Below are 26,994 nucleotides of genomic sequence, written 5' to 3' on the forward strand. Positions count from 1 at the left end.
GGGGCGATCATGCCCCCGTGTCGTCAAAAGGCTACCAGCCAAATATCCTGTCAGAACACTGAAGGTGCCTAAGTGAACTGCATTAGGGCGCGAGGCCCGGCTTTTTCGTGTCGTGGCTTGAACGACTTAGAACTTCATACCGACGCCGAAGGTGACGCGGTTGTCGGTGGCCTTGACCTTGCCGATACCATCGAAGCTCTTGCTGCCGAAGTCGGTGTAGCGGTACTCGACGCGGCCGAAGACATTGTCGGTCAGCTTGATGTCGGTACCGAGGCCGGCGGTCCAGCCGAGCATGGTTGCGGTGTCGCTGGCGTCAAGGTCGGTGTCCTCCACCTTCAGGCTTCTGCCGGCGAGACCGCCGGTGCCATAGAGCAGGATTTCCGGGGTCACGGCGTAGCCGAGACGGGCACGCAGCGAGCCTTCGAAGCCGGCCTTGGAGTTGATGCCGTTATCGTCACCCTTGACGCCGTTGTAGCCGAGTTCGGCTTCAGCGCCATAGACGAAGTTCTCCTGCTGCCACTGGTAGCCGCCGAAGACACTGCCGACGAAGCCCTTGGTATCGGTCTCAAAGCCGAGATCCTTTTCCTTGGTACGGCCGCTGAAGCCATAGCCGACGTTGAGACCGGCATAGGGGCCGGCCCAGGAAGCGACCGGAAGTTCGGCGATCGGCGCGGGTGCCGGCGGCTCTTCCTGGACGACGTCCGCGGCGTAGGCGGTTCCGCTGAGGGCGAAGAGCCCGAGCGCCACGGCGAGCGGCCGTGCGAATTTGAGATTGGCTTGCATTGTTCTTTACTCCTTAAGCCACAGGACACAGGCTTTTTTCTCACGATCGCCATCTACCCGTCCGGGGGGTGAAACGGATCTGGCGTTCGTCGGTTCCAAATGTCGTGTCAAAATGCGGCTGAAGCGAACCTGAACTTGGGTCATTCCCCGGCACGAATGAGGCAGAAACTTGACGTTGCATCTTCGCAACAGCGAAATGGCAGGAGCCGTCCCGTGCTGCGCCGCACACCGCTTGGTGCAAGGAGTCCAGCACCCTATATTCCGGTCGGGCGGCTCCGAGTCCAAGGCGAGTCGGGACGCCGAAAAGGCCGTTTCGCCACAATGCTGCCCAAGGTGCGAACGCCATTTAACGCATGCCGGGCCATATTTCGCCGGCACCGTTTTTCGGGTCGAAATTGAGGATTGACACGCTATGAGCAAAGCCACGGCCACGGCGCTGGTGACGGGTGGGGCCAAACGGATCGGCAGGGCAATCGTCGAGGATCTCGCCGCCCACGGTTTTGCCCTCGCCATCCATTGCAACCGTTCTCATGTCGAGGCCGATGCGTTGGCTGCCGCAATCATCGCCAGCGGTGGCCGCGCCGCCGTGGTTGCCGCCGACCTGACCGATATGGACGCCGTAGGCGACCTCGTCGGGCAGGCGCAGGCAGCGCTCGGACCGATCTCGCTGCTGGTCAACAATGCGTCGCTGTTCGTCGACGATTCGGTTCTGGATTTCGACTGGCGGGCCTGGGATCGGCACTTTGCCGTCCATGTGAAGGCACCGGCGCTGCTGGCGCAGAATTTCGCCCGGGCGTTGCCTAAGGAGCAGGAGGGCCTGATCGTCAACATCATCGACCAGCGCGTCTGGCGGCCGACGCCGCGCTATTTCTCCTATGCGCTGTCCAAGTCGACGCTGTGGACGGCCACGCAGACAATGGCGCAAGCGCTCGGTCCCCGCATCCGCGTCAACGCCATCGGTCCGGGGCCGACCTTGAAGAACACACGCCAGGACGACAGCGATTTTGCCGCCCAAGTCGACGGCTTGATCCTCAAGCGCGGCCCGGAATTGCCGGAATTCGGCGCCACAATCCGTTATCTCTGGGAAGCGCGCTCGGCCACCGGCCAGATGATCGCGCTCGATGGCGGCCAGCATCTTGCATGGCAGACGCCCGATGTGACAGGCATGACGGAATGAGTCCTTTGGATCACAAGAACAAGCCGCGCGGCGGCGCCGATGATCTGCCCCCCGATATCGACCTCGAGGACGAGGCGGTCGAGGAGATCGTCGAACCTGCGGGTCCCGATGTCGCCTTCACCGCCATCGACTGGACGCCGCATGCCGGCGACGCCGAAGGCATGGTCGGCGCCGAGGTGATCCAGACGCTGGTCAAGCAGCTGCCCAACGCGCCCGGCGTCTATCGCATGATGAACGCCTCCGGCGACGTGCTCTATGTCGGCAAGGCGCGCAGCCTGAAGAAGCGCGTCACCAGCTATGCGCAAGGCCGCTTCCACACCACCCGCATCGGCCGCATGGTGCGCGAGACATCGACGATGGAGTTCGTCGTCACCCGCACCGAGATTGAAGCGCTATTGCTCGAAGCCAATCTTATCAAGCGCTTGCGGCCACGCTTCAATGTTCTGATGCGCGACGACAAGTCGTTTCCCTATATTCTTTTGACCGGCGACCATGTTTCGCCCGGCATCTACAAGCATCGCGGCGCACGCTCGCGCAAAGGCGACTATTTCGGCCCCTTCGCTTCGGCCGGCGCCGTCGGCCGCACCATCAACTCGCTCCAGCGCGCCTTCCTGCTGCGCAGCTGCACCAACTCTTTTTACGAGAACCGCACACGGCCGTGCCTGTTGTATCAGATCAAGCGCTGCGCCGGCCCCTGCACCGGAGAGATCTCGCATGAGGACTATGCCGTGCTGGTCGGCGAAGCGAGGGACTTTTTGTCCGGCCGCAGCCAGAAAGTGAAGACGGAAATCTCGGCCGCCATGCAGCAGGCGTCTGAAGCTCTCGATTTCGAGCGCGCCGCGATCTATCGCGATCGACTGGCCGCCCTGTCGCATGTGCAAAGTCACCAGGGCATCAATCCGGCGACCGTCGACGAGGCCGATGTCTTCGCCATCCATCAGGAAGGCGGCCAGGTCTGCATCCAGGTGTTCTTCTTCCGCACAGGCCAGAATTGGGGTAACCGCGCCTATTTCCCCAAGGCCGATCCGGCGCTGGAGGCGGCTGAGGTGTTGGGCTCGTTCCTGGCGCAGTTCTATGACGACAAGCCGACGCCGCGGAACATTCTTCTGTCGCATGGCGTCGAGGACCAGGAATTGCTGGCCGAGGCGCTCTCCACCCGCGCCGGCCGCAAGGTCGTGATCTTTGTGCCACAGCGTGGCGAGAAGAAGGATCTGACCGACAACGCGCTGCAGAATGCCCGCGAGGCACTGGGCAGGCGGCTTGCCGAAACCTCCACCCAGGGACGCCTGCTTGCCGGTTTCGCCGAAACCTTCGGCCTTGCCAAGCCGCCGGTGCGCATCGAAGTCTATGACAATTCGCACATCATGGGCACCAATGCGGTCGGCGCCATGGTGGTCGCCGGGCCGGAAGGTTTTGTGAAGAACCAGTACAGAAAATTCAACATTCGCTCGACCGAGATCACGCCTGGCGACGATTTCGGCATGATGCGCGAGGTGATGGAGCGGCGGTTTTCGCGGCTGCTCAAGGAACATGGCGATGTTGCCGTTGCCGACGCTGCGGGCGGGGCGGGCGATGATATCGAGGATGATATCTCCGGCAACTTCCCGGCCTGGCCCGATGTCATCCTGATCGACGGCGGCCAGGGCCAGATGAGCGCGGTGCGCAAGATCCTCTCGGATCTCGGCATCGAGGACCGCGTGGTGGCGATCGGCATCGCCAAGGGCCAGGACCGCGATGCCGGCCGTGAGCGCTTCTTCGTCAGGGGCAGGGACTCTTTTTCGCTCCCCGTGCGCGATCCCGTGCTCTATTTCGTCCAGCGTCTGCGCGATGAGGTCCATCGTTTCGCCATCGGTTCGCACCGTGCGCGCCGCAAGAAGGAGATGGTCAAGAGCCCGCTCGACGAGATCAGCGGTATCGGTCCGGGCCGCAAACGAGCCCTGCTGCTGGCCTTCGGCACCGCCAAGGCGGTCAGCCGCGCCGCCATCGAGGATCTGAGGAAAGTCGACGGCATTTCCGAGCGGGTGGCGAAACTGGTCTACAATCATTTCCACGAGAGCTGACAGCCAGGAGCTATTTTCATCTGGCCAATCGATTGTCGCCTGTTGACCCCCTACGTTGGCATCTGATTTGAGTAGGCAGGCAGAAAGAGTTTTCCCAGATATGGCCCAGCGCGCATTCAACCTGCCCAATATGCTCACCTACGCCCGCATCGTCGCGGTGCCGCTGGTGGTGCTGTGCTTTTTTCTTGAAGGGCATTTGAAGTCGAGCGACTTCGCCCGCTGGTCGGCGCTGGTCATCTTCCTGCTCGCCTCGATCACCGATTATCTGGATGGCTACCTGGCGCGCGCCTGGCAGCAGACCTCCAACATCGGCAAGATGCTTGACCCGATCGCCGACAAGCTATTGGTCGCCACCTGCCTGCTGCTGCTGGCCGCGGACACTGACCGTCATGCCGGCATCGCCGGATGGTCGCTATGGGCGGCGATCATCATCCTGTGCCGCGAGATCCTCGTCTCGGGCCTGCGTGAATATCTGGCGGCGCTCAAGGTCTCGGTGCCGGTGACGCAGCTGGCAAAATGGAAGACCGCCATCCAGATGGTCGCCATTGCCTTCCTGCTGGCCGGCCCGGCCGGCGACAAGATCTTCCCGCTGACCACCCAGACCGGGCTGGTGCTGCTGTGGATCGCGGCGTTGGTTACGCTCTACACCGGCTACGACTATTTCCGCGCCGGCCTCAAGCACATCATGGACGAGTGAGATGACGACCCGACTCATCTATTTTGCCTGGGTGCGCGAACGCATCGGCATGCCCGAGGAAGACGTCGACTTGCCCGCTGACATCGAGACGGTCGCCGACCTCTTGCGCTGGCTGAAATCGCGGGGCGAGAGCTACGAGCACGCGCTGCAATATCCCGATGTGATCCGCGTCGCCATCAACCAGGAACATGTCGAGCACCGTGAGAAGATCGCGGGCGCGCGCGAGATTGCGCTGTTCCCGCCGATGACCGGGGGCTGACATGAGCGCCGCGGTCGTACCTGTCGTGCGCATCCAGGCGCAGGATTTCGACGTCGCCGCCGAGATCGCCAGACTGACGCAAGGCCGCGCCGATATCGGCGCCGTCGTCACCTTCTCCGGCCTTTGCCGCGACGAGCAAGGCGCGCTCTCGGCGCTTGAACTCGAGCACTATCCCGGCATGGCCGAAGCAGAAATCGCCCGCATCGCTGCTGAGGCGGTCGAGCGCTGGCCGCTGCAGGGTCTCACCGCCATCCACCGCCACGGCAAGATCGCGCCCGGCGACAACATCGTGCTGGTGGTGGCCGCCTCGGCGCATCGCCAGGCGGCATTCGAGGCGGCGAATTTTCTCATGGACTATTTGAAATCGCGGGCGCCGTTCTGGAAGAAGGAGCATCGCGCCGACGGTTCCGAGGGCGGCTGGGTCGAGGCCAAGGAAGCCGACGACGAGGCAGCCGGCCGCTGGAAATCGTCAGACTAAAATACCGCCACAGCCATGTATTGACCGCAATCCTTTGGCCAATTGACTGCGGTTGGTCAGCCTGATTGGCCAGCCTGGGCAAGGGGAGATGGTCATGCTGGACAGGATCGCGGAGTTCTTCGTCTTCGGTTTCGTGCCTCTGGTCGTTGGCATATTGGCCGTGCCGGAACCGTCTGTTGCCGCCGAAAATTCCGTGAGAGGCGAGGTCATCTATCGCGAGCGCATCGCCTTGCCGCCCAGTGCCGTGCTCTCGGTCCAGCTTGCCGACGTGTCGCTGGCCGATGCACCGGCCAAAATCATCGGCAAGCAGACCGTCAAGCCGGCTGGCCAGGTGCCGATCGGCTTCGAGATTAAATTCGATCCCTCCGTCATCCGGTCGCGGATGACCTACGCTTTGCAAGCCCGCATTACCGTCGATGACAAGCTCCTGTTCATCTCCGATGTCCGCCATCAGGTCGATCCGCTGACCGACGTGCCGCAGACCATCGTGCTGAAGATGGTGACGCCGAGCGCCGAGCCGGCGGTTTCCGTCTTTGATCAGCTCTGGCTGGTCGATTATGTCGACGGCATCGGCGCCATCACCGCGCCGCAAGCGACGTTCAGGGTCAGCGAGGCTGGCAAGGCAGGCGGCAGCGGCCCCTGCAACACCTATTTCGCCACCGCCAAGATCGATGGCCAGACGATCGCGATCAGCGACATCGGCTCGACCTACAAGGCCTGCGCGCCCGAGGTGATGGCCGAGGAAAAGGCGCTGTTCGATGCATTGGCCAAGGCTGCGTCATACAATGTCGCTGCCGGCAAGCTCATCATTGCCGACAAGGATGGCCTCGAAATCCTGCGCTTCAGCGCCGCGAGCTAGCGCGTATTTCATTGCTAAAACTTTTTTCGGAATAATTCGGGCAAGAGAAGCGTTTCTCTCCCAGACATGGCGGGCAAGGCAAAGGGGATATTTCGGATATCCCTCGGTTGAAGCCGCCAGACCTGCTGCGGCTCGTTCTGGCTTAACTCAAAGGAGTCCAGAGATGAAAACGCACACGCTTATCCTTGCTGTCACAGGCGTATCGCTCCTTGCTCTTACCGGCCTTGCGTCGGCGGACGACCATTTGGTCAATGCCCTTGACCATGGTCTCAGCGCCGATGGCCACCCATTCCAGACCAACAAGGCCGGCCATAGCGGCGATCTCGCGCCTGGGCAGGGTAGTCCATTCGCGGGTGCCGATACCCAGACACCGGCCACCGATACGGAGGCAGCGAACGCCCATGCGAACGTGAAAGATCGCCAGCCGAAGTGACCAGAACCCGCCGTGGCGGCGGCGGGCCTCTCAAGCCGTCGTTTGTTCGAATACGGCGCCATAGTGATAGGGCGGCACCTCGACCATGTTGGCAAGCCTGAGGCCTCCCGCCTCTGCGGCCGCCACGGTCTGTTCCGGCGACAGCCTCAATTCGGTCCTCGGTCCGCGAGGCTCGCCCTGGACCATCGTTGTTTCGCGTGGACGCTGGTGCCAGTTGACGATTGCGAAACGTCCGCCCGGACCGAGTGCCGCCCGCACCGCGCGCGCCAGACGCGGCCGGTCAGGAACGCCGTGAAAGGCGTTGGCCATGAAGATGAAATCGGCAGGCCGAGGCGTAAGCCTTGCAAGCTCATAGGCATCGCCTACGACAAAGTCGCAATTCGTCGCGCCGTCTTCGGCCAACCGATGTCTGGCTTCTTCGAGCAGATCGGCGTCGATATCGATGGCCACGACATGACGAGCCACCCTTGCGATCGGCAGCGTAAACCAGCCGTCGCCGCAGCACAGATCGATCACGTCCATGCCTGGCTTGATCCCCGTTGCCGAAACCACCGCGGCGGGGTTGGGCCACAGCGCCTCCCACCAGTCGCTGTTCGGCATCTCCGTGCCTTGGAAGAAACCCGGAATGGCACTGGTCATGCTGTGGTCCGCTCCATCGTCGGCATCCTAGCACATGCGGTTCGCACGCGGGCTGACTGTTCGGCCGAAAAAAAGGCCGGCGAAACGCCAGCCTTTCTTTACGTGATCACGCTTTGGACTATCGGCTCAGCCGACGATCTCGGTATCCGAGAACCAGTACTTGATCTCTTCCGCCGCGGTCTCCGGCGCATCGGAGCCGTGCACCGAGTTTTCGCCGATCGACAGCGCATGCACCTTGCGGATCGTGCCTTCGGCGGCATTGGCCGGGTTGGTGGCGCCCATCACTTCGCGGTTCCTGACAATGGCGTTCTCGCCTTCCAGCACCTGCACGACGGTCGGTGCCGACGACATGAATTCAACCAGTTCGCCGAAGAACGGGCGGTCCTTGTGCACGGCATAAAAGCCTTCCGCCTCACGGCGGCTCATCCAGACCCGGCGCGAGGCGATGACGCGCAGGCCGGCCTCTTCCAGCATCTTGGTGATGGCGCCGGTGAGGTTGCGCCGGGTTGCGTCCGGCTTGATCATGGAGAATGTGCGTTCGAGCGCCATGGGTCGTCCTTGTCTGAGAATGGAATTGAGGGTGGCGGGCTCTATACAAGCCGTCCGGCCCATTGCCAAGGGGCGAGGAGCGGTCCGCGAAGCGGACGGACCCGCGGGCGAGATCGGATGGCTGCACAGCAACGCTTTGCTTGCTATAGTTACCTGTCGGCGCCGCGCTGAAGTCGGCCCGCATGGAGACAACATGATCATGGCAGACGATCGTCAGGAACGCATTCGCAACCGCGCGCATCAGATCTGGCTGCAAGAGGGACAGCCGGCTGGACACCATGAGCGCCATTGGCATCAGGCGGCGGCCGATGTCGACCAGGAGGATGCCGCGGGGAAGTCGGCAGCCAAAAAACCAGCCAGGAAGGCAGCTGGCGCCACCAAGGCAAAAGCCGCCCCCAAGGAAGCAAAGGCCGCCACGAAGGCCAGCAAGCCAAAGAAGGCAGCGGCCAAGTAAGGCCTGGCTATCGCCTCGCGGCTGAGCTTTCTTGCAGGACACTGACGGCCCTGCCTTGCGGCAAAGGGCATGCGTTTTAGCGTCACGCCGCCGCGGCCACCTTTCGTCCCAGCCCGCCATGCAGGTCGAGGCAGCGGGCGAACCATTGCGCCATCACGTCGCCGTCGTCGAGCAATTGGTAGGGCGAGGCTATGCGCGCCCATTGCAGCGCGCCGAAGACGATATAGTCGGCAAACAGCGGCGACGCACCGCCGATGAAAGGCTGATAGCCGAGCATTGAACGCAAGGGTTCCAGCGAGGCCCTGAAGTTGCCGAGGCCGGCCTCCCGGGCTGCTATCACGTCCTCCAGCCGCTTGCCGAAACGCTGCTCCCGGCTCTGGCGGAAATAGGCGGCGTTCTCCGCGTCCTGCATGGCATGCAGGTCGATGATCGCCGCGGTGGTCACATAGGGATGAATGGTCAGTTGCGACCAGCGTTCGATGAAGCGCGCCATCGCCTTGCCGCCTTCACCGCCAAACAGCGTCGGCCGGTCCGGATAGGATTCGTCGAGATAGAGAGCGATGGCGAAGGAATCCGAAACGACCGTCTCGCCGTCGCGGATCACCGGAACGGTTTTCGAAACGCCGCCCTCGACGGCGGGCACCTCGAGAAAGCGCGTCGGCGCGGTTGCTGTGTCCAGCCCCTTGTGGGCAAGCGCCATCACCACCTTCCAGCAATGCGGGCTGAACGGACGTGTGGTGTCGCGTCCGACGAGGTCATAGAGCAGAATGGTCATTGGCGGCGGCCCTCTCGCGGGTTAGGTAGGCCTCCTTATCGACGCGAGCCGAGGGGAAGCCATGAGACAGCATTTCATGATGTTTGCGGCCTATAATCAATGGGCCAACAAACGCATCTATGATGCCGCCGCGGAGCTCGATGAAGAGGAATTCAACCGCAATGTCGGCGCCTTCTTCGGCTCGATGATGGGCACGCTCAACCACCTGCTGACAGCCGACCGCATCTGGATGAAGCGCTTCACCGGCGAGGGCGACGCGCCGACGACGCTGGACGCCATCCTGCATCGGGGATTGCCCGGTCTGCGGATGGCGCGTGAAGCCGAGGACAGGAGGATCATCGATTGGGTCGGCGGCCTCAATGACAAGGCTTTGACAGGCCGCTTCACCTACATGACAGTCTCGGACATGCGCACGGTCTCGCAGAGGCTGGCGCCGGCGCTCGACCATGTCTTCAATCACCAGACTCACCATCGCGGCCAGGCGCATACAATCCTGACCATCCTGGGACGGCCAAGCCTGGGGTTGGATCTGATGCTCTTCCAGCGCACCGAGGAAGGCAGGGCTTTCGCCTGATCCCGGCGATGTTTGGCGGTTGGACCGGGGACCACGGTGGCCTTCAGGTTCCACAGCATACCATCCGCCGCCGCGCTCAGAAGCCCCGACGAATGGTCCTGCTGAAGCGGCACGAGCTCTACAATCACACCGACCAATGCGGGCTGTATGGATTGGGCGTCCATTAACCGATGGCTCTCAACTTGCTTCTTGCCGGTCGTATCTCATCGGCGGCCAACCAAATGCTCGCCCGAAATTCAGACAGCCATGGCGGCCTCGCCGCTGGTTTCGCTGTCGAGCTGGCGCTGCGTCAGAGCCGCTTCCGCCATCACCCATTGCTTGAACAGCAGCACCTTGCGTGCGGCAAGGCTCTTCGGGGAAGAGACAAAATACCAGCCAGCCGTGTTCGGATGGTGGACGGCGAACGGGGCCACCAGCCTTTTGGCGCGGATATCGCTGGCCATATAGGCGCGGTTGGCCACTGCAAAACCCATCCCGGAATTGGCTGCCTCGTAGGACATCATGCACGAGTCGAAATAAATGCTTTTGGCCTTGCTGAGCACGAAGCTGGCGCCGGCGAAACCAAGCCAGGATTGCCAGTTCTGGGTGCAGGTATCGGAATGCAGCAGCGTGAAGTGCCTAAGGTCGTCCGGTATCACCTTCGACAGCTTCTTGTCGCCGAGAACTTCATGGAACAGCTTGCGGCTGCACACTGGTGTCAGGTCTTCCCGAAACAGCAGATCGGATTGCAGCCCGTGAAAGTGACCGTCGCCATAGCGAATTTCAAGATCGAACTCGGAGGTCGTGAACTCATGCGTCGCGTAGGAGGTCGAGACCCGCATCACGATGTCGGGATATCGCTGCTGGAACAGCGGCAGGCGCGGAAACAGCCAGCGTGCCGCAAAGGTCGGCAGCACTGATATCTTCAGCACATGTTCCTGGGATTGCCCGGTCGCTTCCATGCTGGCGGCGACGATTCTCTCCAGCGCCTCGCGAACGCGCGAGACATAGGTCTCGCCCTCCGGCGTCAGCGACACCGCATTGCCGCCGCGCTGGAAGATCTTGAATCGCAGCTGATCCTCCAGGCTTTTGACGCGCTGGCTGACCGCTGAAGCGGTGATAAACTGTTCTTCGCCGGCGCGCGTGAAATTCCCGTGCCTCGCGGCACTTTCCACGATTTTCAGCGAATTGAGATTGACCTGACTGAGCAGACGCACGGTTTCGACCTTAAGCTGAGCTTACACTAGCACCAGCATTCCTAATTTTACAGGGGATGCTAATTTAATCGACTGCTAACTAAGTGATTGCCCTCACTTGGAGAAGTACAATGAACGCCCATATCATACCCGAATTGCGCTATGCGATGAGCCGCGAGGCCATCATCGGTCACGAAACCGCCTGGAAAGTGTCGAGTTTCGGCGTCGCGCAATATCTGCATGGCTACGATCCGGCACTGCTTGCCGCGATCGAGGAGGCTGCTCTGAAGCTCAAGGCCAGCCATGCCGTGCACAAGCACCTCGATCTGACCTTCATCACCGGGGCAGACCGTTTCATCCCCGAGATCAGGGAATTGCTCCATGACAAGCTGCGCCTGGAGCGGCTGTCCGACATGATGGGCACCAAGCTGGAGCCCTATCCGCTGTCGATCGTCGGCTCGACGGTCACCTTCATGAACCCCAAGGACGGCGCCGTGGAATGGCATTGCGATGGCGTTCCGGTCACCGAACTCATTCCACTGTCGATCAGCAATCCGCTGGTCGGCGGCCATCTCGAAATCTACTGCGACGACTCCGAAACCGGCCGCGCCATCCTCGAATCCGGCCGCGAGATCCCGCGCAACCGTGTCATGCGCATCGATCACAAGATGAACTACGCGACGCTGGGGCAGTTCCTGGGCGTCCTCCATCGCACCGCCCCGATCCGGTTCGGCGAGCGCGTCACGCTGGTGCTCAACCAGCGCTCGGTGGCCAAACCCTATGTCGACGACAACCGCATGTTCTATCTCGCCGCCGACAATGATCACGACCGTGAGTGGGTCAACGAACTGGCCGAAGATGTCTGGACCAACCAGTTGCCGGCCTATCGACGGTTCGAGGCAGAGCATCCCGTGCCCGCCGCGGTTGACGCGCCGGCTCCGGGCGGAGCCAGGGAATCGTGGTGACGAGCCATGATTCCGAAAAGTGGGAACCGGTTTTCGGGCAGGATCATGGTCAAACATAGAGATAGAGACCCATGCCGGACCTTTCGGCATGGGTCAGGCTCGATATCCGCGCTGGTCTTCGCTGCCGGCGCGGTGGCGTTGTGGTCGACCAACGCGCTGGTCGGCAAATCCCTGCTGGCCAGCCACCCGGTGTCGCAGGTGCAGTTCCTGCAATTTGCAGGCGCCGCACTCGTCTTCGCCGCCATCCGGTTGATGAGCAGGGAGAGCGCCGCGCCGGTTGCGGCCGGGGCCGCGCTCGTGCCTCTCGCGGTCGGCTTTATCGGCCTCGTCGGCACCATGGTGCTGCAATACATGGCCTTTGCTTCGATGCCGGTGATCGAGGCCAATCTGGTGGCCTATACCTGGCCGTTGATGGTCGCGGCGGCGGTCATCGCCTTTGAAAATCCACAGCGCCCGGTGCTGCTGGGCCTTGCCGCGGTGGTGGGCTTCATTGGCGTTGCATTGGTGATTTCGGGAGGGCGTAACCAATCGTGGCTCCAGGGTGATCTCGTCGGCTATCTCACCGCATTCGGATCCGCGCTGTGCATGGCCTTCTATTCGATCATGGTGGGACGGGTTGTCACCTCGCCGGAACGTCTGTTGCTGCCATCGGCGCTGATTGGTGTCGCCTTGACGTTTCTGTGGTGCGTTCACGACGGTTTCGCCTGGCCCGTCGGCACGGATCTGGCTCTCGGCCTCTATCTCGGCGCCGGTCCGATGGGACTGGGCTACTATTTCTGGTCGCGCGCCCTGAAGCTCGAAGGCAGCGGCAAGGTCGCGGTCGTCGCCTATCTCACGCCGATCGCTTCGACCCTGCTGCTGACCCTGTCCGGTGAACGGCTGACGATGACGGCCATTGTCGGAGCCGTCCTGGTCATCGGCAGTTGCGTCGCGGTCGGTGTGGAACGTTCGGAGGCCGAAAATCATGTTTGACGAAAATGCCATGTTTGACGAAAATGAACGTCTGGACATTCAGGAAGCGCATTGGCTGATCAAGGAATTTGGCGCCGAGGCGCCGCTTTACGCCGCGATGAAGGCCGAAAAGGCGATAGAACAGAAGGATTTCGGGCGTTGCGCCCGCTGGAAGCGTATTCTAGAGATATTGGCCGATAGCCTCGCCGCGAAGTCTGCTGGTTCGAAGTATTAGATTTTCTAATTTGCGCGACGTCGATTTCGCATGAAAGCTATTTTGCCGGTTCTTGATTCCTTGTTGAGAGTTGGCGGTCCGTAGGGGGACGCGGGTAAAGAGATACATCGACATAAGTCTTCGCTGGGGTGGAAGATATTGTCGCAAATAGGATGAAAGAATTGTCAAATATCGATGATAAGACCGTTATCGAGCTGACGGCCGATATTGTCTCGGCCTATGTAGGCAACAATCCACTTCCGGCTTCTGGCTTGCCCGAGCTGATTGCCAGCGTCAGTGCTTCGGTTCGCAAGCTCGCCGGTGCGGTTGTCACGGAAACTCCAAATCTTGTTCCGGCGGTGAATCCGAAGAAGTCGGTGTTTCCCGACTACATCATCTGTCTTGAGGACGGGAAGAAGTTCAAGTCTCTCAAGCGGCATCTGCGGACCGACCACGGCCTGAGCCCAGACGACTACCGGGCCAAATGGGGTCTGCCGCCGGACTATCCGATGGTTGCGCCAAATTACTCGGCGACACGGTCGGCGCTGGCAAAGTCGACAGGACTTGGCCGCAAGCCGGCAGCAGCGCCGGCCGCCGTTACCAAAGCGAAGCGCAAGGTCCCTGCCTGAGCGCTGCCTGGCCGCTAGGCGAGCCACTGATCGACTGCTTTGACGGCGCCTTCGCGGGCGTCGTTTCAAGACCTTGTGCGGCCAACTGGCCACAAGGTCTTGCGAAGCGTTGATGTCCAGTGCAAAAGCGCGGCCATGCTGATCATCAACGACCTTTCGCTCCGGATGGCCGGACGCCTGCTTCTCGACCATGCCTCGCTGACCTTGCCGGCCGGCACCAAGGCTGGCCTTGTCGGTCGCAACGGCACCGGCAAGACGACGCTGTTCAAAGCCATCACCGGCGATTTTCCCTCGGAGACGGGCTCGATCAGCTTGCCGAAGAGCACCCGCATCGGCCAGGTGGCGCAGGAAGCGCCGGGCACCGAGGATGCGCTGATCGAGATCGTGCTCAAGGCCGATCTCGAACGCTCGGCGCTGCTCGAAGAGGAAAAGACGGCGACCGATCCGCACCGTATCGCCGATATCCATATGCGGCTGGCCGATATCGACGCCCACTCCGCCGAATCCCGGGCCGCCACCATTCTCGCCGGCCTCGGCTTCGATGACGCGGCACAGCGCCGCCCCGCCTCGTCCTTCTCCGGCGGCTGGCGGATGCGCGTAGCACTCGCCGCGGTGCTGTTCGCGGAGCCCGACCTTCTGCTGCTCGACGAGCCGACCAACTATCTCGATCTCGAAGGCACGCTGTGGCTGGAAAACTATGTGTCGAAATACCCGCACACGGTGCTTTTGATCTCGCATGATCGCGACCTGCTCAACCGCGCCGTCAACTCGATCGTCCATCTCGACCAGAAGAAGCTGACCTTCTGGCGCGGCGGCTACGACCAGTTCGAGCGCCAGTACACCGAGCAGAAGGAGTTGCAGGAAAAGGGCCGCGTCAAGCAGGAAGCCGCCCGCAAACATATGGAATCCTTCGTCGAACGCTTCCGCGCCAAGGCCTCCAAGGCGAGGCAGGCCCAGTCGCGCATCAAGGCGCTGGAGAAGATGAAGCCGATCGCGGCGATCGTGAACGATTCGGTGCGGCCATTCTCGTTCCCCGAACCGGTGAAGACGGTGGCCTCGCCGATCGTGGCGCTGAACAACGTCAATGTCGGTTACACCGACGGGCAGCCGATCCTCAAGAAGATGACGCTGCGCATCGACGCTGACGACCGCATCGCGCTGCTCGGCGCCAATGGCAACGGCAAGTCGACGTTCGCCAAATTGCTGTCCGGCCGGCTCAAGCAGGAGAGTGGTACCATGACGGTGGCGCCCGGGCTGAAGGTGGCGATCTTCGCCCAGCATCAGCTCGATGATCTCCGGCCTGAGGAAAACGCCTACGAGCATGTCCGCCGGCTGATGCCGGAAGCCCCTGAATCGAAGGTGCGCGGCCGCGTCGCCCAATTCGGCCTCACGACCGAGAAGATGAACACCGCCGCCAAGGATCTGTCGGGCGGTGAGAAAGCACGGCTGTTGATGGGCCTGTCGGCCTTCGAGGGCCCCAACCTGTTCATCCTCGACGAACCGACCAACCATCTCGACATCGACAGCCGCGAATCGCTGATCCATGCGCTGAACGAGTTTCCCGGCGCCGTCATCCTGATCTCGCACGATCGCCATCTCCTCGAGGCGACCGCCGACCGGCTGTGGCTGGTCAAAGACGGCGCGGTCAACCCGTATGATGGCGACCTGGAAGACTACAAGACGCTGGTCACCGGCGTGTCCGGCGACCGCCGCGGCAAGCGCGAGGCCGACAAGGCGTCAAAAGCCGATCGCCGCCGCGACGCGGCAGCGCGCCGCGCCGCCTTCGAGCCGCTGGCCAAGGAGATCCGCGCCACCGAAGCGCTGATGGACCGCATCCGCAAGCGCATCGACGGCATCGAGGACGAGCTGTCGAATCCTGCTGTCTATGAAAAGGATCCCTCGACCGCGACCCGTTTGGCCAAGGAGCGCTCGCAACTCGCGCAGACGCTGGCCGGCCACGAGGAAAAATGGCTGACCATGTCGGCCGAATATGAGGAAGGCACGGCGGAGTAGGGGAGTGTTCTTTCCTTCTCCCCTTGTGGGAGAAGGTGGCCTCGCGAAGCGAGGTCGGATGAGGGGTGTTCCAGGGAACGCAAGCGTCTCACTCCGCTGGAACACCCCTCAACCGTCCCGGCGCTCCCACAGGGGGAGAAGGGAAGGCGCTATCTGGCCCTACACGCGCCGGTCACAATCAATTACTTTGCACCCATGAACCAGCACGCCAAGCTCAGAATCGGCCATTCGGCCTGTCCGCATGATTGCCCGTCGACCTGCGCGCTCGAGGTCGAACTGCTCGACGGCAACCGCATCGGCCGTGTCCATGGCGCCAAGTCCAACAGCTATACGGCTGGCGTCGTCTGCGCCAAGGTCGCTCGCTATGCCGACCGCGTCCACCATCCCGACCGGCTTCTGAAACCGCTGGTCCGAGCTGGCGCCAAGGGCGACGGCGCCTGGAAGGAAGCGAGCTGGGAGGCAGCACTCGACCTCGTCGCCGAAAAGTTCATCGTGGCCGAGGAGAAATACGGTTCGGAGACGGTCTGGCCCTATTACTATGCCGGCACGATGGGACTGGTGCAGCGCGACGGCATCGACCGGCTGCGCCATGCCAAGAAATATTCCGGCTTCTTCGGTTCGATCTGCACCAACCTGGCATGGACCGGCTGGATGATGGGGGCAGGCGCGCTGCGTGGTCCCGACCCGCGCGAGATGGCGAAATCCGATTGCGTGGTGATCTGGGGCACCAATGCGGTGGTCACGCAGGTCAACGTCATGACCCACGCCATCAAGGCGCGCAAGGAGCGTGGTGCCAAGATCGTCGTCATCGACGTCTACGAGAATGCGACGATGAAGCAGGCCGATCTCGGCCTGGTGCTGAAGCCGGGCACCGATGGCGCGCTGGCGTGTGCTGTCATGCATGTGCTGTTTCGCGACAGCCTCGCCGACCGCGCCTATCTCGAAAAGTACACCGACGACCCGAAAGGGTTGGAAGAGCATCTGAGGACGCGCACGCCGGAATGGGCGGCTGATATCACAGGCTTGACGGCCCCCGAGATCGAGGCCTTCGCCCGGCTTGTCGGCACGACCAAGAAAACCTATTTCCGGCTCGGCTATGGTTTTGCACGCCAGCGCAATGGCGCCGTCAACATGCATGCCGCGTCGTGCATCGCGGCTGTCACTGGCAGCTGGCAATATGAGGGCGGTGGCGCCTTCCACTCCAATTCCGGCATCTTCAAGCTCAACCAGGATGTGCTTGAAGGCACGAAGATGCGCGATCCCTCGATCCGTCATCTCGACCATTCACGTATCGGCCCGGTGCTGACCGGTGCCAGCGATGCGCTTTATGGCGGCCCGCCGGTAACGGCCATGCTGATCCAGAACACCAACCCGGTGAATGTCGCGCCCGAGCAGCGGCTGGTGAAGCAGGGTTTTATGCGCGACGACCTGTTCACCTGCGTGCATGAGCAGTTCATGACCGACACGGCCAAGCTCGCCGATGTCGTGCTGCCGGCGACGATGTTCCTGGAGCATGACGACGTCTACAAGGGCGGCGGCAACCAGCACATCACGCTTGGCCCCAAATTGATCGAGCCACCGGAAGGCCCGCGCACCAACCATTTCGTCATCGAGGAACTGGCTGAGCGCCTCGGGGTCGCCGACCGCCCGGGTTTTGGTCTCACCGAGCGCCAGCATATCGACATCATCCTGGGCAAGCGCGGGCTGGGCAGCTTCGACAGCTTGAAGGAGGACAAATGGGTCGACCTGCAGCCGGATTTCGAGACCGCGCATTTCATCAAGGGATTTGGCCATGCGGATGGTAAATTCCGCTTCCGCGCCGACTGGACCGGGCAGGCGGCGCCCAACAGGCCGCCGAGAAGCATGGGGCTGTTCGGGCCGGTGGAGCGGCTGCCGGAATTCCCTGATCATGTCGACCTGATCGAGGTCGCCGACGAGGCGCATCCGTTCCGGTTGGCGACGTCGCCGGCGCGCAATTTCCTCAACTCTACATTCTCGGAGACACCGGTATCGAAGGCCAGGGAAGGCCGGCCGGAGCTCTTGCTGCACCCCGACGATGCCGCGGCACATGGACTGGCCGACGGCGACCGCGTCGAGGTCGGCAATCAGCGTGGCGAGGTCGTGCTGCACGCAAAACTGTTCGACGGCATCAAGCGCGGCGTGGTCATCGCCGAAGGCATCTGGCCAAACAGCGCGCATGAGCGTGGCGAAGGCATCAACGTGCTGACCGGCGCCGATGCGCCGGCACCCTATGGCGGTGCCGCCTTCCACGACAACAAGGTCTGGCTGCGCGCGGCAGGCTAAGAACTCAGTTCCTTTCGCGCCAATCATACCGGCAGGATTTCGGCCGCCTTCCTTCGGTTTCGTCGGTAGCTGATGTCGTCGGCGATCCGTTCCAACCAGCCGATCGTGGGCGCTGATATCGTTGAACTAAACCCGTCTCGCGACATCGCCAATCTGACCGCCGGCGTGGCGGCAAAAATCCTCAAGGAGATTGCGGGGATGATGGTCAAGACACACGGGTGACAGGCCCGCGAGGGTACGTTTTTAACGAAGACGATCGCCCGATGACGCCGGGGAAAGACTCAGCTACCTTCTGCTGTGCGGCGGACCTAATTATCCGCTTGGCCGGCGCTTCATTCTTCCTCCCAAGCGGCGCCGGCCTTCTTCCCCAAGAGCCTGCCGAACTGGAGCGTGAGCTGACGGCGACCTCAGCTCCGGACTCCACAGGCGACATGAGGCAGGACACAAACTCGCAACGCCTAGTTCCGCCCTCGGCGCCTTGAGAATGCATCGGGGAAGCGCAAGCGAAGTCATCGCCGCCCTCGAACTTTGATCGCGCGCCTGGATGATCGGCAAGGGAACCAAATGCCGTTTCCTCGGTTGGTCCTGCTTCAATGCTTCAATGGAGTGTTGCAACCATGTTCCGTCTGCTTGTCGTCGGCGCTTTGGCTTATGTCGCCTATCGTATCGCCAGGAAGATGGTCGAGGACGTGCCCGATACAGTCGATCCGCTGCTTCTGCCACCGCCGCAACATGATCGCGAGGCCTTACGCCGGCAGTCAGCCGCCATGGGTGTCGATCCCGGGCGCTAGGGGCGATCCGTTTCCTCGGTCCGTGGGGCTCGGTCTGCCTCGCATTGACGTTGCGAACAAAGCAGAAACGATGCTTGATGGGCGATGAACCTCGCCGCCGCTGATTCGACCTTTCGGGAACCAACCGTCCAGCCTGCCTATCTCGCGCGGCTGAACGATGCCCAGCGCCAGGCCGTCGAGCATGGCGACGGCCAGATCGCTGGCCCGCTGCTGGTCATCGCCGGCGCTGGCTCCGGCAAGACCAACACGCTGGCTCACCGCGTCGCCCACCTGATCGTCAAGGGGGCGGACCCGCGCCGCATCCTGCTGATGACCTTTTCGCGCCGCGCCGCGTCCGAAATGGCCAGGCGTGTCGAGCGCATCGCCGGCGAAGTGCTCGGCCGCGACGCCGCGGTGATCGCCGACGCGCTGACCTGGGCCGGCACCTTTCACGGCATCGGCGCACGGCTGCTGCGCGACTATGCGCTGGAGATTGGCCTCGACCCGGCCTTCACCATCCATGACCGCGAGGATTCCGCCGACTTGATGAACCTGGTGCGGCACGAGCTCGGCTTCTCGAAAACGGAAGCGCGCTTTCCCACCAAGGGCACCTGCCTTGCCATCTATTCGCGTGCCGTCAATGCGCAGGCGCCGCTTAACGAGGTATTGGGGTCTGCCTTTCCCTGGTGCGCCGGCTGGGCCGAGCAGCTGAAACTGCTGTTCGCCGGTTATGTCGAGGCCAAGCAGTCGCAAAACGTGCTCGATTACGACGATTTGCTGCTCTACTGGGCGCAGATGACGGCCGAACCTGAAATAGCGGCCCATCTGGGCGGACGTTTCGACCATGTGCTGGTCGATGAGTATCAGGACACCAACCGCTTGCAGTCCTCGATCCTGCTGGCGCTGAAACCCGACGGCGCTGGGCTGACCGTGGTGGGCGACGATGCCCAGTCGATCTATTCGTTCCGTGCCGCCGAGGTGCGCAACATCCTCGACTTCCCAAAACAGTTCGCGCGGGCCGCCGACGTGGTGATGCTGGAGCGCAACTATCGCTCGACCGAAACCATTCTCGCCGCCGCCAATGCAGTGATCGGCGAGGCCTCGGAGCGCTTCACCAAAAACCTGTGGTCGGAGCGCAAATCGACCGACAGACCAAAACTGGTGACCGTTCGCGACGAGGTCGAGCAGGCCAATTTCGTCTGCGACACCATCCTGGCCGAGCGCGAGGCCGGCACGGCACTGAAATCCCAGGCGGTGCTGTTTCGCGCCTCGCACCACAGCGGACCGCTGGAGATCGAACTGACCCGCCGCAACATCCCCTTCGTCAAGTTCGGCGGCCTGAAGTTCCTCGATGCCGCCCATGTCAAGGATGTGCTGGCGGTGCTGCGCTTTGCCGAAAACCCGCGCGACCGCGTCGCCGGCTTCCGCGTGCTGCAACTGATGCCGGGCATCGGCCCTTCGGCCGCCGCGCAGATCGTCGAGACGATGACGACGGCGCTCGACGTTGCGATGGGCCTGGCCGGCTGGCGCCCGCCGCAACGCGCGGCCGATGACTGGCCGGGCTTCGTCTCGCTCTATTCCGGCCTACGGGCCGGCGCCAAATGGCCTGCTGATCTCGAACAGATCAGGCTGTGGTACGAGCCGCATCTGGAACGTATCCACGAGGATGCGACGACCAGGCGTGCCGATCTGTTGCAGCTTGAGCAGATCGGATCGGGCTATGCCTCGCGCGAACGGTTTCTCACCGAACTGACGCTCGACCCGCCGGACGCGACCAGCGACCAGGCCGGGCCGCCGCATCGCGACGAGGACTATCTGATCCTGTCGACCATCCATTCGGCCAAGGGCCAGGAATGGAAGAATGTCTTCGTGCTCAACACGGTCGATGGCTGCATTCCGGCTGATCTCGGCGTCGGCACCAAGGAAGATATCGACGAGGAGCGCCGGCTGCTTTACGTGGCGATGACGCGGGCCAAGGACAATCTCAACCTGGTCATGCCGCAACGTTTCTTTCCGCACGGCCAGGCGGCGCGCGGCGACCGCCATCTCTATGCTTCGCGCACCCGCTTCATCCCGGCTTCGATCCTTGCGGCATTCCAACAGGTATCGTGGCCGACCGCGCAAGCGGCGCAGGGCAGGGCGGCCCGGCCGGAGGTGCGCGTCGACATCGGCGCGCGCATGCGCGGCATGTGGAAATAGTTTCTGGGATAGCGCCATGCCCCAACCACCGACCAGGATAGCCCTCGCGGGCGCGCTGGGCCGCATGGGTCGCCAAATGGCTGACGCCGTGCAGGCCGATGCGCGGCTGGCGCTAGCCGCTCGTTTCCACCGGTCGGGGATTGTCGGCGAAGGTCTGGTGAGCCGCGACGAGGCGCTTGCCATGGCCGATGTCGTGATCGATTTCACCGCGCCGGCTGCGTCCGCCGCGCTCGCCGAAGCCTGCGCCGCGCGTGGAGGGCCCGCACTTGTGATTGGTTCGACCGGCTTCGACGCCGCTGAATTGGCTGCTATCGCCGATGCCGCGAAAACCATCGCCATCGTGCGCTCCGGCAGCTTTTCGCTTGGGCTCAACATGCTGGTCGGGCTGGTCGAGCGGGCGGCGAAAGCGCTTGAGCCCGACGACTGGGATGTCGAGATTGTCGAGGCGCATCATCGCCACAAGATCGATGCGCCGTCGGGGACGGCGCTGATGCTCGGGCAAGCCGCCGCCGGCGGGCGCGGCATCGACCTGGGGACGGTCGCAAGGCGCGCTCGCGACGGCGTTACCGGCCCGCGTCCAGCCGGCGAGATCGGCTTCGCGGTGATGCGCGGCGGCAGCATCATTGGCGAACACAGCGTCGGCTTCTGCGCCGACGGCGAGACCGTGACCCTGTCGCATTCGGCGCAGGACCGTGTCATGTTCGCGCGCGGCGCCATCGCCGCCGCACTCTGGGTGAGGGGCCGACCGCCCGGCGAATATGACATGCGCGACGTGCTTGGGTTCAACGCCTCGTGATGAGCAATCCCGCCCGATTTCATCTATTCCGCTCATCGAACCGCTGAAAGCCAGCTGAAAGCTTGGGCATGCCATGACGGGGCCGCGGTGTTCACCGCGTGACCGGCCCTTGGTGGCCGGTGAGGAGGAAATGCGGCGCAGCCTGTCGGCGCGCCGCCCAGGTGGAGGAAGTTTCGTGACAGGTATCATCTCGAAGTACGCCTTGCGTTCAGCGACGCTGGCGTTGGCCATCGCCGCAACGAGTGCCACGGCGGCATCGGCGGCCGACAAGATCACCATCATCGTCGGCGGTATGGAGAAGCAAATCTATCTGCCGGCCGTGCTCACCCAGCAACTCGGCTACTTCAAGGACCAGGGGCTCGATGTCGAACTGGTCAACTCGCGCGCCGGCGTCGAGGCCGAGAATGAACTGCTGGCCGGCGCCGTGCAGGGCGTCGTTGGTTTTTACGACCACACCGTCGACCTGCAGTCGAAGGGCAAATACATCCAGTCGATCGTCCAGTTCAGCCAAGCGCCGGGCGAGGTCGAGCTGGTCTCCGCCAAGCATCCCGAAATCAAATCGCCGGCCGACTTCAAGGGCGCCACGCTCGGCGTCACCGGCCTCGGCTCGTCGACCGATTTCCTCAGTCAGTATCTGGCCGTGCGCAACGGCCTGAAGCCTGGCGACTATACGCTGCTGCCGGTCGGCGCCGGCAACACCTTCATTGCCGCCGTCAAGCAGGATCAGATCCAGGCCGGCATGACCACCGAGCCGACGATTTCCCAATTGCTGAAGACCGGTGAGGCCAGTGTCCTGGTCGACATGCGCACGCCTGAAAAGACCAAGGAAGCGCTGGGCGGCCCCTATCCGGCGGCGTCCTTCTACGTCCAGTCCGCCTGGCTCGAAGACCACAAGGATGAGGCACAGAAGCTCGCCAATGCCTTCGTCATGACGATGAAGTTCATCGCCACGCATTCGGCCGGGGAGATCGCCGACAAGATGCCGAAGGACTACTACGCCGGCAACAGGGATCTCTACGTGCAGGGGCTGGCCGGCGGCAAGGCGATGTTCACGCCGGACGGCCGCATGCCGGCCGACGGCCCGCCAACCGTGCTCAAGGTCCTCTCGACATTCTCCAAGAGCCTGCAGGGCAAGCAGATCGACCTGTCGAAGACCTACACGACGGCGTTCGTCGACGCCGCCAAGTAGCGTCGCCCGACGGGCAGAGGCTTCCATCTCTGCTCGTTGAAGAACAACGGCTTGCGCCGCTTGCTTGAATGTAACCGGCAGCGGCACGGCCCTTGCCGGACCACCAGGAGACCCGCGGCCGCGCCGTGGGCTCCCTTGCCCCATTGCGACAGGAGTGTGCCATGCAACTGCAACCCATGGCGGCCAAGAGGCTGTCTCAGGCCGCGCCGCCAGCTGACGCCGCGATCGGCATCGACGACGTGACATTGCGCTTCGTCACGCCGGATGGCCATATGATGACGGCGATCCGCGATTTCACCATGACAGTGGCGCGCGGCGAATTCGCTTGCGTCGTCGGGCCGACCGGCTGCGGCAAGTCGACGACGCTCAATCTCGTCACCGGGCTGCTGCGCCCGACGACCGGCGATGTCCGTGTCATGGGCAGCCCCGTCACCGATATCAGCCGCGACATCGGCTTCGTCTTCCAGGCCGACGCGCTGTTTCCCTGGCGCAGCGTCATCGACAATGTCGCCGCCGGCCCGCTCTATCGCGGCATGCCAAAGGCGCAGGCCTATGAGCGGGCGCGTGACTGGATCGCCCGTGTCGGCCTCGGCCGCTTCGAAAAGCACTATCCGCACCAGCTGTCCGGCGGCATGCGCAAGCGCGTCGCGCTCGCCCAGACCTTCATCAACCAGCCCAAGATCCTGCTGATGGACGAGCCGTTCAGCGCGCTCGACATGCAGACGCGCACCGCCATGCAGGACGAGCTGCTGGGTCTGTGGTCGCAGCAGAAGTCTTCCGTCGTGTTCGTCACTCACGACCTGGAGGAGGCAGTGGCACTGGCCGACAAGGTCTATGTGCTGACGGCCGGGCCAGGCACGGTCAAGAGCGTCTACCACATCGACCTGCCGCGTCCGCGCGTCATGGCCGACATTCGCTACGACCCGAAATTCGTCGAGATCGCCAAGGTGATCTGGAACGACCTGCGCGAGGAAGTGCAGCTCGGCCAGAGCCGCACCTTGCAAACCGGCCATTGAAGCGGGTCGCCGACCCGCTCCAATGGTTTTGTTTTTCGCAATTCCGGACGGAAAACCGCTTGGCACTTTTCCTGGAATTGCTCTGAGAGGAGACGCTGCCATGACCGCCATATCTCCCACCACTTCCCAGGCCGCCGTCCGCGATGCCTCCATCGCCGTTGCCGAAGGCCGGGCGAAAGCACGGCTGCGCCGCCGGCATGCGCTGGTCATCGGCCTGCGCCTGGCTATCCTGGTCGTCTTCCTCGGCCTATGGGAACTCGGTGCCGACCACGACATCATCGATCCGTTCTTCTTCGCCAGCCCGTCCGGTATCTGGGACCAGATCTGCGTGTGGGTCACCGAGGGCACGTCGCAAGGGCCGCTTTGGGTGCAGATCTATGTGACACTCGAGGAAACCTTCCTCGGCTTCGTCATCGGCGCCGTCGGAGGCATCGCCGCGGGCATCATCCTCGGCCGCAACCGACTGCTGGCGGACGTCTTTTCGATCTACATCAAGATCGCCAACTCGGTGCCGCGCGTCGTGCTGGGCTCGGTGTTCATCATCGCGCTCGGCCTCGGCATGGCCTCCAAGGTGGCGCTCGCCGTGGTAATGGTGTTCTTCGTCGTTTTCGCCAACGCCTTCCAGGGCGTGCGCGAGGCCGACCGGGCGATGATCGCCAACGCCCAGATCCTCGGCGCTTCGCCATTCCAGATCACCCGCACCGTCATCATCCCGTCGGCGATGAGCTGGATCCTGGCCAGCCTGCATGTCAGCTTCGGCTTTGCCCTGGTCGGCGCGGTGGTCGGCGAATTCCTCGGCGCCAAGCAAGGCATGGGCCTGCTGATCTCGACGGCGCAGGGCGCCTTCAACGCCAATGGTGTCTTTGCCGCCATGATCATCCTGGCGGTGATGGCGCTGGTGGTGGAGTTCATCATCACCCGCTTCGAGAACTATGTCGTCAAATGGCGGCCGGCGCCGTTCAACGAGCAGGGGACCTGATCCACTTCGGCATGCCGCGATCAGGCCAAAGGCAACCTTACCTCAACCACCAGGCCACCGGTCGCGCCATCTCCAAGGGTGACGCGTCCGCCGGCATTTTCGACGACCTCGCGTACGATGGCGAGGCCAAGCCCGCTGCCTTCCTCGGTCGAACCGGCAATGCGGTAGAAGCGTTCGAACACATGGTCTCGCTCGTCCGCCGGAATGCCGGGCCCATCATCGGCGACCGTCAGCACGGCTTTGCCGTCGATGACCGCCAGCTTCACCGTGACGCTGCCGCCGGCCGCCGAGTAGCGAAGCGCATTGTCGACAAGATTGACGATCATCTCGCGCAGCATGGTGCCGTCGCCGATGACCGGCACGGGGCCAGCCTCCTCGAGGCCGAGATCGATCCTGCGAGCGATCGCCGCCGGCGCCTGGGTTTCCAGCACGTGCCGGGCGGCGTCGGTCAGGTCGATGCGGTCGGCGCGAGGCCGCCGGCTACCGGGTTCGGCTCGCGATAGGGTAAGCAACTGTTCGGCCAGCCGCGCCAGCTTGCCGGAGCTTGCCTGCAGCGCCACCAGGGCTTCCTGTCGCGCCTCCGCAGCACTTTCGCGAAGCGCGTAGCTCGCCTGTGTCGACAGCAGCGCCAGCGGTGTGCGCAACTGGTGCGCCGCGTTCGCGATGAAGCGGCGTTGCGCCGCCATCTGCGCGCGCACCCGCTCCATGTAGGCGTTCAACGCATCGATCAGCGGCTGAATTTCGCTTTGCGCGCCCGGCACTTCGACCGGATCGAGCTCGCTGCGGCCTGGCGAGCGCACCGCGTCGCGCAGCCGGATCAGCGGCGCCAGGCCGCGACGCAGGCCAAGCAGCACGAAGATGCCGGCAATGGCCACCAGCGCCAGTTGCTGGGCAAAGGCGCTGAGCCACAGCCGCTTCACCATCGCATCATGCCCGGCCAGCGTGACACCAACGGTGACGGATATTGGCGAGTCAGCGCCGGCGCCGACCACCGCATGACTGAATGTCAGCAGCCGCAGCGCGTGGTCGCGATAGACTGCTTCCATGCTGGGCCGCCTCGGACCCTCGGGCAGGTCGGGGTAGCCGGTCAGCAAACGCCCGCCAGCCGTCTCGACACGATAATAGACGCTGTCGCGATCGCCGGTGTCGAACATCTCGATCGCCGCCGGCGGCACCGTGGCGTCGAGCACGCCGTCGACAATGGCAACCTGCTCGGCGATGGCGCGCGCCGAACCCAACAGCATCCGGTCCGTGACCAGATCGGCGGTCGCCTGCGCGCTGCGGTGGCTGGTCCACAGGTTGATGGTGGCGAGCCCGGCGAGCGGCAGCACCACCCAGGCCAGCAACTGCAAACGGAGGCTGCTGGTCCTCATGGCGCCAAATCGTCATGACGCAAGAGATAGCCGAGGCCACGCAAGGTGGCGATCTGGACACGAGATCCTTCGAGCTTCTTGCGTACACGGTGCACATAGATCTCGATGGCGCTGGGGTCGGCGTCGGTCTCGAAATCATAGATCGCGGCCGACAACGCCGCCTTGCTCACCGTGCGCCCGGCCTTGACCATCAATTGCTCCAGCACTGCGTGTTCGCGCGGCGTCAGCGCCAACGTCTCGCCAGCGAGCGAAAACAGCCGGGTATTGGTGTCGAAGACGAGATCGCCGCAGGCGACGACGGGCGCGGTGCGGTCATTGGCGCGGCGCAGCTGCACGCGGATGCGAGCCTCCAGCTCCTCGATCTGGAATGGCTTTGCCAGATAATCGTCGGCGCCTTCATTGAGGCCCTTGACGCGGCCGTCGAGGCTGGCATTGGCGGTCAGCACGATCACCGGCACACGGTTGCCGCGCGCCCGCAACATGCGCAGCACCTCTAGCCCGCCCATGCGCGGCAATGCCAGGTCGAGGATGACAAGCGCGTGGTCGCCGGCGGCCAGGGCATGCTCGACATCCTCGCCATCATGGACGACGTCCACCACATAGTTCGCCTGACGCAGGGTCTTGCCCAGCCAGTCGGCCAGGTCGCGATTGTCTTCGACGAGCAGCAGCCGCATCTCTATCGCT

The 26,994-nt window shown here is 63.2% G+C and carries 29 protein-coding genes; 22 read left to right on the plus strand and 7 right to left on the minus strand.

Annotation, left to right across the window (positions count from 1 at the left end; all coding sequences use genetic code 11):
* Positions 1-126: 126 nt before the first annotated feature.
* Positions 127-783: an outer membrane protein gene (locus tag NKH02_RS25925; protein WP_352882550.1), complete on the minus strand. Its 657-nt coding sequence runs from the start codon at positions 781-783 to the stop codon at positions 127-129.
* Positions 784-1,195: 412 nt separating this feature from the next.
* Here NKH02_RS25925 and NKH02_RS25930 point away from each other — a divergent pair, with 412 nt between their 5' ends.
* The 7 genes from NKH02_RS25930 to NKH02_RS25960 all read left to right on the plus strand — a co-directional run bounded on the left by NKH02_RS25930 (position 1,196) and on the right by NKH02_RS25960 (position 6,746).
* Positions 1,196-1,960, plus strand: coding sequence for an SDR family oxidoreductase (locus tag NKH02_RS25930; RefSeq protein ID WP_352882552.1), 765 nt, complete (start codon positions 1,196-1,198; stop codon positions 1,958-1,960).
* A complete protein-coding gene (gene uvrC / locus NKH02_RS25935; RefSeq protein WP_352882553.1) occupies positions 1,957-4,020 on the plus strand; it encodes an excinuclease ABC subunit UvrC in 2,064 nt (687 codons plus the stop codon). Before NKH02_RS25930 ends, uvrC begins: the two co-directional genes overlap by 4 nt.
* 100 nt (positions 4,021-4,120) lie before the next feature.
* On the plus strand, positions 4,121-4,717 hold the full coding sequence (pgsA, locus tag NKH02_RS25940) for a CDP-diacylglycerol--glycerol-3-phosphate 3-phosphatidyltransferase (protein ID WP_352868083.1): 597 nt from the start codon (positions 4,121-4,123) through the stop codon (positions 4,715-4,717).
* A gap of 1 nt (position 4,718) precedes the next feature.
* Positions 4,719-4,976, plus strand: coding sequence for a molybdopterin converting factor subunit 1 (gene moaD / locus NKH02_RS25945; protein ID WP_352868081.1), 258 nt, complete (start codon positions 4,719-4,721; stop codon positions 4,974-4,976).
* Position 4,977: 1 nt separating this feature from the next.
* Entirely contained in the window at positions 4,978-5,454 is a 477-nt protein-coding gene (locus NKH02_RS25950) for a molybdenum cofactor biosynthesis protein MoaE (protein WP_352882555.1), read from the plus strand.
* 94 nt (positions 5,455-5,548) lie between these two features.
* Complete coding sequence (locus tag NKH02_RS25955) at positions 5,549-6,313, plus strand: YbaY family lipoprotein (protein ID WP_352882557.1); 765 nt, start codon at positions 5,549-5,551, stop codon at positions 6,311-6,313.
* 163 nt (positions 6,314-6,476) lie between these two features.
* Positions 6,477-6,746, plus strand: coding sequence for a hypothetical protein (locus NKH02_RS25960; protein ID WP_352868075.1), 270 nt, complete (start codon positions 6,477-6,479; stop codon positions 6,744-6,746).
* A 30-nt stretch (positions 6,747-6,776) separates the two neighbouring features.
* Here the strand turns inward: NKH02_RS25960 and NKH02_RS25965 are convergent, their stop codons facing one another.
* Positions 6,777-7,385, minus strand: a complete 609-nt coding sequence (locus NKH02_RS25965) for a class I SAM-dependent methyltransferase (RefSeq protein ID WP_352882559.1) — start codon at positions 7,383-7,385, stop codon at positions 6,777-6,779.
* Positions 7,386-7,511: 126 nt separating this feature from the next.
* On the minus strand, positions 7,512-7,934 hold the full coding sequence (ndk, locus tag NKH02_RS25970) for a nucleoside-diphosphate kinase (protein ID WP_352882560.1): 423 nt from the start codon (positions 7,932-7,934) through the stop codon (positions 7,512-7,514).
* A 199-nt stretch (positions 7,935-8,133) separates the two neighbouring features.
* On the opposite strand from ndk, the gene NKH02_RS25975 reads away from it, so the two are divergent.
* Positions 8,134-8,388 carry a DUF2934 domain-containing protein gene (locus NKH02_RS25975; protein ID WP_352882562.1) on the plus strand — a complete coding sequence of 85 codons (255 nt, stop codon included), beginning with the start codon at positions 8,134-8,136 and terminating at the stop codon, positions 8,386-8,388.
* Between the two features lie 82 nt (positions 8,389-8,470).
* Here the strand turns inward: NKH02_RS25975 and NKH02_RS25980 are convergent, their stop codons facing one another.
* Positions 8,471-9,163 carry a glutathione S-transferase family protein gene (locus NKH02_RS25980; RefSeq protein ID WP_352882564.1) on the minus strand — a complete coding sequence of 231 codons (693 nt, stop codon included), beginning with the start codon at positions 9,161-9,163 and terminating at the stop codon, positions 8,471-8,473.
* Between the two features lie 61 nt (positions 9,164-9,224).
* On the opposite strand from NKH02_RS25980, the gene NKH02_RS25985 reads away from it, so the two are divergent.
* A complete protein-coding gene (locus NKH02_RS25985) occupies positions 9,225-9,737 on the plus strand; it encodes a DinB family protein (protein ID WP_352882566.1) in 513 nt (170 codons plus the stop codon).
* Positions 9,738-9,973: 236 nt separating this feature from the next.
* On the opposite strand, the gene NKH02_RS25990 is transcribed toward NKH02_RS25985, so the two are convergent.
* Entirely contained in the window at positions 9,974-10,933 is a 960-nt protein-coding gene (locus NKH02_RS25990) for a LysR substrate-binding domain-containing protein (protein ID WP_352882568.1), read from the minus strand.
* Positions 10,934-11,043: 110 nt separating this feature from the next.
* Between NKH02_RS25990 and NKH02_RS25995 the strand changes: the two genes are divergently transcribed.
* From NKH02_RS25995 to NKH02_RS26055, 13 genes are all read left to right on the plus strand, one after another.
* Entirely contained in the window at positions 11,044-11,877 is an 834-nt protein-coding gene (locus NKH02_RS25995; protein WP_352868062.1) for a hypothetical protein, read from the plus strand.
* A gap of 45 nt (positions 11,878-11,922) precedes the next feature.
* Positions 11,923-12,849 (plus strand): DMT family transporter, encoded by a 927-nt coding sequence (locus NKH02_RS26000; protein ID WP_352882570.1) that lies wholly within the window; start codon positions 11,923-11,925, stop codon positions 12,847-12,849.
* A gap of 10 nt (positions 12,850-12,859) precedes the next feature.
* Positions 12,860-13,063 carry a hypothetical protein gene (locus NKH02_RS26005; protein WP_352868274.1) on the plus strand — a complete coding sequence of 68 codons (204 nt, stop codon included), beginning with the start codon at positions 12,860-12,862 and terminating at the stop codon, positions 13,061-13,063.
* Positions 13,064-13,215: 152 nt separating this feature from the next.
* Positions 13,216-13,671 carry a Ros/MucR family transcriptional regulator gene (locus NKH02_RS26010; RefSeq protein ID WP_352882620.1) on the plus strand — a complete coding sequence of 152 codons (456 nt, stop codon included), beginning with the start codon at positions 13,216-13,218 and terminating at the stop codon, positions 13,669-13,671.
* Positions 13,672-13,806: 135 nt separating this feature from the next.
* The gene (locus NKH02_RS26015) at positions 13,807-15,684 is read left to right on the plus strand and encodes an ABC-F family ATP-binding cassette domain-containing protein (RefSeq protein WP_352882572.1); all 1,878 of its coding nucleotides are present in this window, start codon (positions 13,807-13,809) and stop codon (positions 15,682-15,684) included.
* Positions 15,685-15,879: 195 nt separating this feature from the next.
* Positions 15,880-17,988, plus strand: a complete 2,109-nt coding sequence (locus tag NKH02_RS26020; protein WP_352882574.1) for a molybdopterin-containing oxidoreductase family protein — start codon at positions 15,880-15,882, stop codon at positions 17,986-17,988.
* Between the two features lie 72 nt (positions 17,989-18,060).
* On the plus strand, positions 18,061-18,210 hold the full coding sequence (locus tag NKH02_RS26025; RefSeq protein ID WP_352882575.1) for an arginase family protein: 150 nt from the start codon (positions 18,061-18,063) through the stop codon (positions 18,208-18,210).
* Between the two features lie 395 nt (positions 18,211-18,605).
* The gene (locus tag NKH02_RS26030) at positions 18,606-18,779 is read left to right on the plus strand and encodes a hypothetical protein (RefSeq protein WP_352882577.1); all 174 of its coding nucleotides are present in this window, start codon (positions 18,606-18,608) and stop codon (positions 18,777-18,779) included.
* An 84-nt stretch (positions 18,780-18,863) separates the two neighbouring features.
* Complete coding sequence (locus NKH02_RS26035) at positions 18,864-20,957, plus strand: ATP-dependent helicase (RefSeq protein ID WP_352882579.1); 2,094 nt, start codon at positions 18,864-18,866, stop codon at positions 20,955-20,957.
* Positions 20,958-20,973: 16 nt separating this feature from the next.
* Positions 20,974-21,753: a 4-hydroxy-tetrahydrodipicolinate reductase gene (dapB, locus tag NKH02_RS26040; protein ID WP_352882581.1), complete on the plus strand. Its 780-nt coding sequence runs from the start codon at positions 20,974-20,976 to the stop codon at positions 21,751-21,753.
* 175 nt (positions 21,754-21,928) lie between these two features.
* Positions 21,929-22,942: an ABC transporter substrate-binding protein gene (locus tag NKH02_RS26045; RefSeq protein ID WP_352882583.1), complete on the plus strand. Its 1,014-nt coding sequence runs from the start codon at positions 21,929-21,931 to the stop codon at positions 22,940-22,942.
* Positions 22,943-23,103: 161 nt separating this feature from the next.
* On the plus strand, positions 23,104-23,958 hold the full coding sequence (locus tag NKH02_RS26050; RefSeq protein WP_352882584.1) for an ABC transporter ATP-binding protein: 855 nt from the start codon (positions 23,104-23,106) through the stop codon (positions 23,956-23,958).
* Positions 23,959-24,058: 100 nt separating this feature from the next.
* Positions 24,059-24,937: an ABC transporter permease gene (locus NKH02_RS26055; RefSeq protein ID WP_352882587.1), complete on the plus strand. Its 879-nt coding sequence runs from the start codon at positions 24,059-24,061 to the stop codon at positions 24,935-24,937.
* Between the two features lie 20 nt (positions 24,938-24,957).
* On the opposite strand, the gene NKH02_RS26060 is transcribed toward NKH02_RS26055, so the two are convergent.
* Together NKH02_RS26060 and NKH02_RS26065 are read right to left on the minus strand one after the other, a co-directional pair.
* Positions 24,958-26,310, minus strand: a complete 1,353-nt coding sequence (locus NKH02_RS26060; protein WP_352882589.1) for a sensor histidine kinase — start codon at positions 26,308-26,310, stop codon at positions 24,958-24,960.
* Positions 26,307-26,984 (minus strand): response regulator, encoded by a 678-nt coding sequence (locus NKH02_RS26065; RefSeq protein WP_352868038.1) that lies wholly within the window; start codon positions 26,982-26,984, stop codon positions 26,307-26,309. The genes NKH02_RS26060 and NKH02_RS26065 overlap by 4 nt, the downstream gene beginning before the upstream one ends.
* Between the last annotated feature and the right edge of the window lie 10 nt (positions 26,985-26,994).

The sequence above is a fragment of the Mesorhizobium sp. M1396 genome (assembly GCF_040317725.1).
In the GTDB taxonomy this organism is placed as follows: Bacteria; Pseudomonadota; Alphaproteobacteria; order Rhizobiales; family Rhizobiaceae; genus Mesorhizobium.

Bases quoted from the DNA above. Each gene is read 5' to 3' on its own strand.
- NKH02_RS25925 (WP_352882550.1), bottom strand. From the start codon at position 783: ATGCAAGCCAATCTCAAATTCGCACGGCCGCTCGCCGTGGCGCTCGGG.
- NKH02_RS25930 (WP_352882552.1), top strand. From the start codon at position 1,196: ATGAGCAAAGCCACGGCCACGGCGCTGGTGACGGGTGGGGCCAAACGG.
- uvrC (WP_352882553.1), top strand. From the start codon at position 1,957: ATGAGTCCTTTGGATCACAAGAACAAGCCGCGCGGCGGCGCCGATGAT.
- pgsA (WP_352868083.1), top strand. From the start codon at position 4,121: ATGGCCCAGCGCGCATTCAACCTGCCCAATATGCTCACCTACGCCCGC.
- moaD (WP_352868081.1), top strand. From the start codon at position 4,719: ATGACGACCCGACTCATCTATTTTGCCTGGGTGCGCGAACGCATCGGC.
- NKH02_RS25950 (WP_352882555.1), top strand. From the start codon at position 4,978: ATGAGCGCCGCGGTCGTACCTGTCGTGCGCATCCAGGCGCAGGATTTC.
- NKH02_RS25955 (WP_352882557.1), top strand. From the start codon at position 5,549: ATGCTGGACAGGATCGCGGAGTTCTTCGTCTTCGGTTTCGTGCCTCTG.
- NKH02_RS25960 (WP_352868075.1), top strand. From the start codon at position 6,477: ATGAAAACGCACACGCTTATCCTTGCTGTCACAGGCGTATCGCTCCTT.
- NKH02_RS25965 (WP_352882559.1), bottom strand. From the start codon at position 7,385: ATGACCAGTGCCATTCCGGGTTTCTTCCAAGGCACGGAGATGCCGAAC.
- ndk (WP_352882560.1), bottom strand. From the start codon at position 7,934: ATGGCGCTCGAACGCACATTCTCCATGATCAAGCCGGACGCAACCCGG.
- NKH02_RS25975 (WP_352882562.1), top strand. From the start codon at position 8,134: ATGGCAGACGATCGTCAGGAACGCATTCGCAACCGCGCGCATCAGATC.
- NKH02_RS25980 (WP_352882564.1), bottom strand. From the start codon at position 9,163: ATGACCATTCTGCTCTATGACCTCGTCGGACGCGACACCACACGTCCG.
- NKH02_RS25985 (WP_352882566.1), top strand. From the start codon at position 9,225: ATGAGACAGCATTTCATGATGTTTGCGGCCTATAATCAATGGGCCAAC.
- NKH02_RS25995 (WP_352868062.1), top strand. From the start codon at position 11,044: ATGAACGCCCATATCATACCCGAATTGCGCTATGCGATGAGCCGCGAG.
- NKH02_RS26000 (WP_352882570.1), top strand. From the start codon at position 11,923: ATGGTCAAACATAGAGATAGAGACCCATGCCGGACCTTTCGGCATGGG.
- NKH02_RS26005 (WP_352868274.1), top strand. From the start codon at position 12,860: ATGTTTGACGAAAATGAACGTCTGGACATTCAGGAAGCGCATTGGCTG.
- NKH02_RS26010 (WP_352882620.1), top strand. From the start codon at position 13,216: ATGAAAGAATTGTCAAATATCGATGATAAGACCGTTATCGAGCTGACG.
- NKH02_RS26015 (WP_352882572.1), top strand. From the start codon at position 13,807: ATGCTGATCATCAACGACCTTTCGCTCCGGATGGCCGGACGCCTGCTT.
- NKH02_RS26020 (WP_352882574.1), top strand. From the start codon at position 15,880: ATGAACCAGCACGCCAAGCTCAGAATCGGCCATTCGGCCTGTCCGCAT.
- NKH02_RS26025 (WP_352882575.1), top strand. From the start codon at position 18,061: ATGTCGTCGGCGATCCGTTCCAACCAGCCGATCGTGGGCGCTGATATC.
- NKH02_RS26030 (WP_352882577.1), top strand. From the start codon at position 18,606: ATGTTCCGTCTGCTTGTCGTCGGCGCTTTGGCTTATGTCGCCTATCGT.
- NKH02_RS26035 (WP_352882579.1), top strand. From the start codon at position 18,864: ATGAACCTCGCCGCCGCTGATTCGACCTTTCGGGAACCAACCGTCCAG.
- dapB (WP_352882581.1), top strand. From the start codon at position 20,974: ATGCCCCAACCACCGACCAGGATAGCCCTCGCGGGCGCGCTGGGCCGC.
- NKH02_RS26050 (WP_352882584.1), top strand. From the start codon at position 23,104: ATGCAACTGCAACCCATGGCGGCCAAGAGGCTGTCTCAGGCCGCGCCG.
- NKH02_RS26055 (WP_352882587.1), top strand. From the start codon at position 24,059: ATGACCGCCATATCTCCCACCACTTCCCAGGCCGCCGTCCGCGATGCC.
- NKH02_RS26060 (WP_352882589.1), bottom strand. From the start codon at position 26,310: ATGAGGACCAGCAGCCTCCGTTTGCAGTTGCTGGCCTGGGTGGTGCTG.
- NKH02_RS26065 (WP_352868038.1), bottom strand. From the start codon at position 26,984: ATGCGGCTGCTGCTCGTCGAAGACAATCGCGACCTGGCCGACTGGCTG.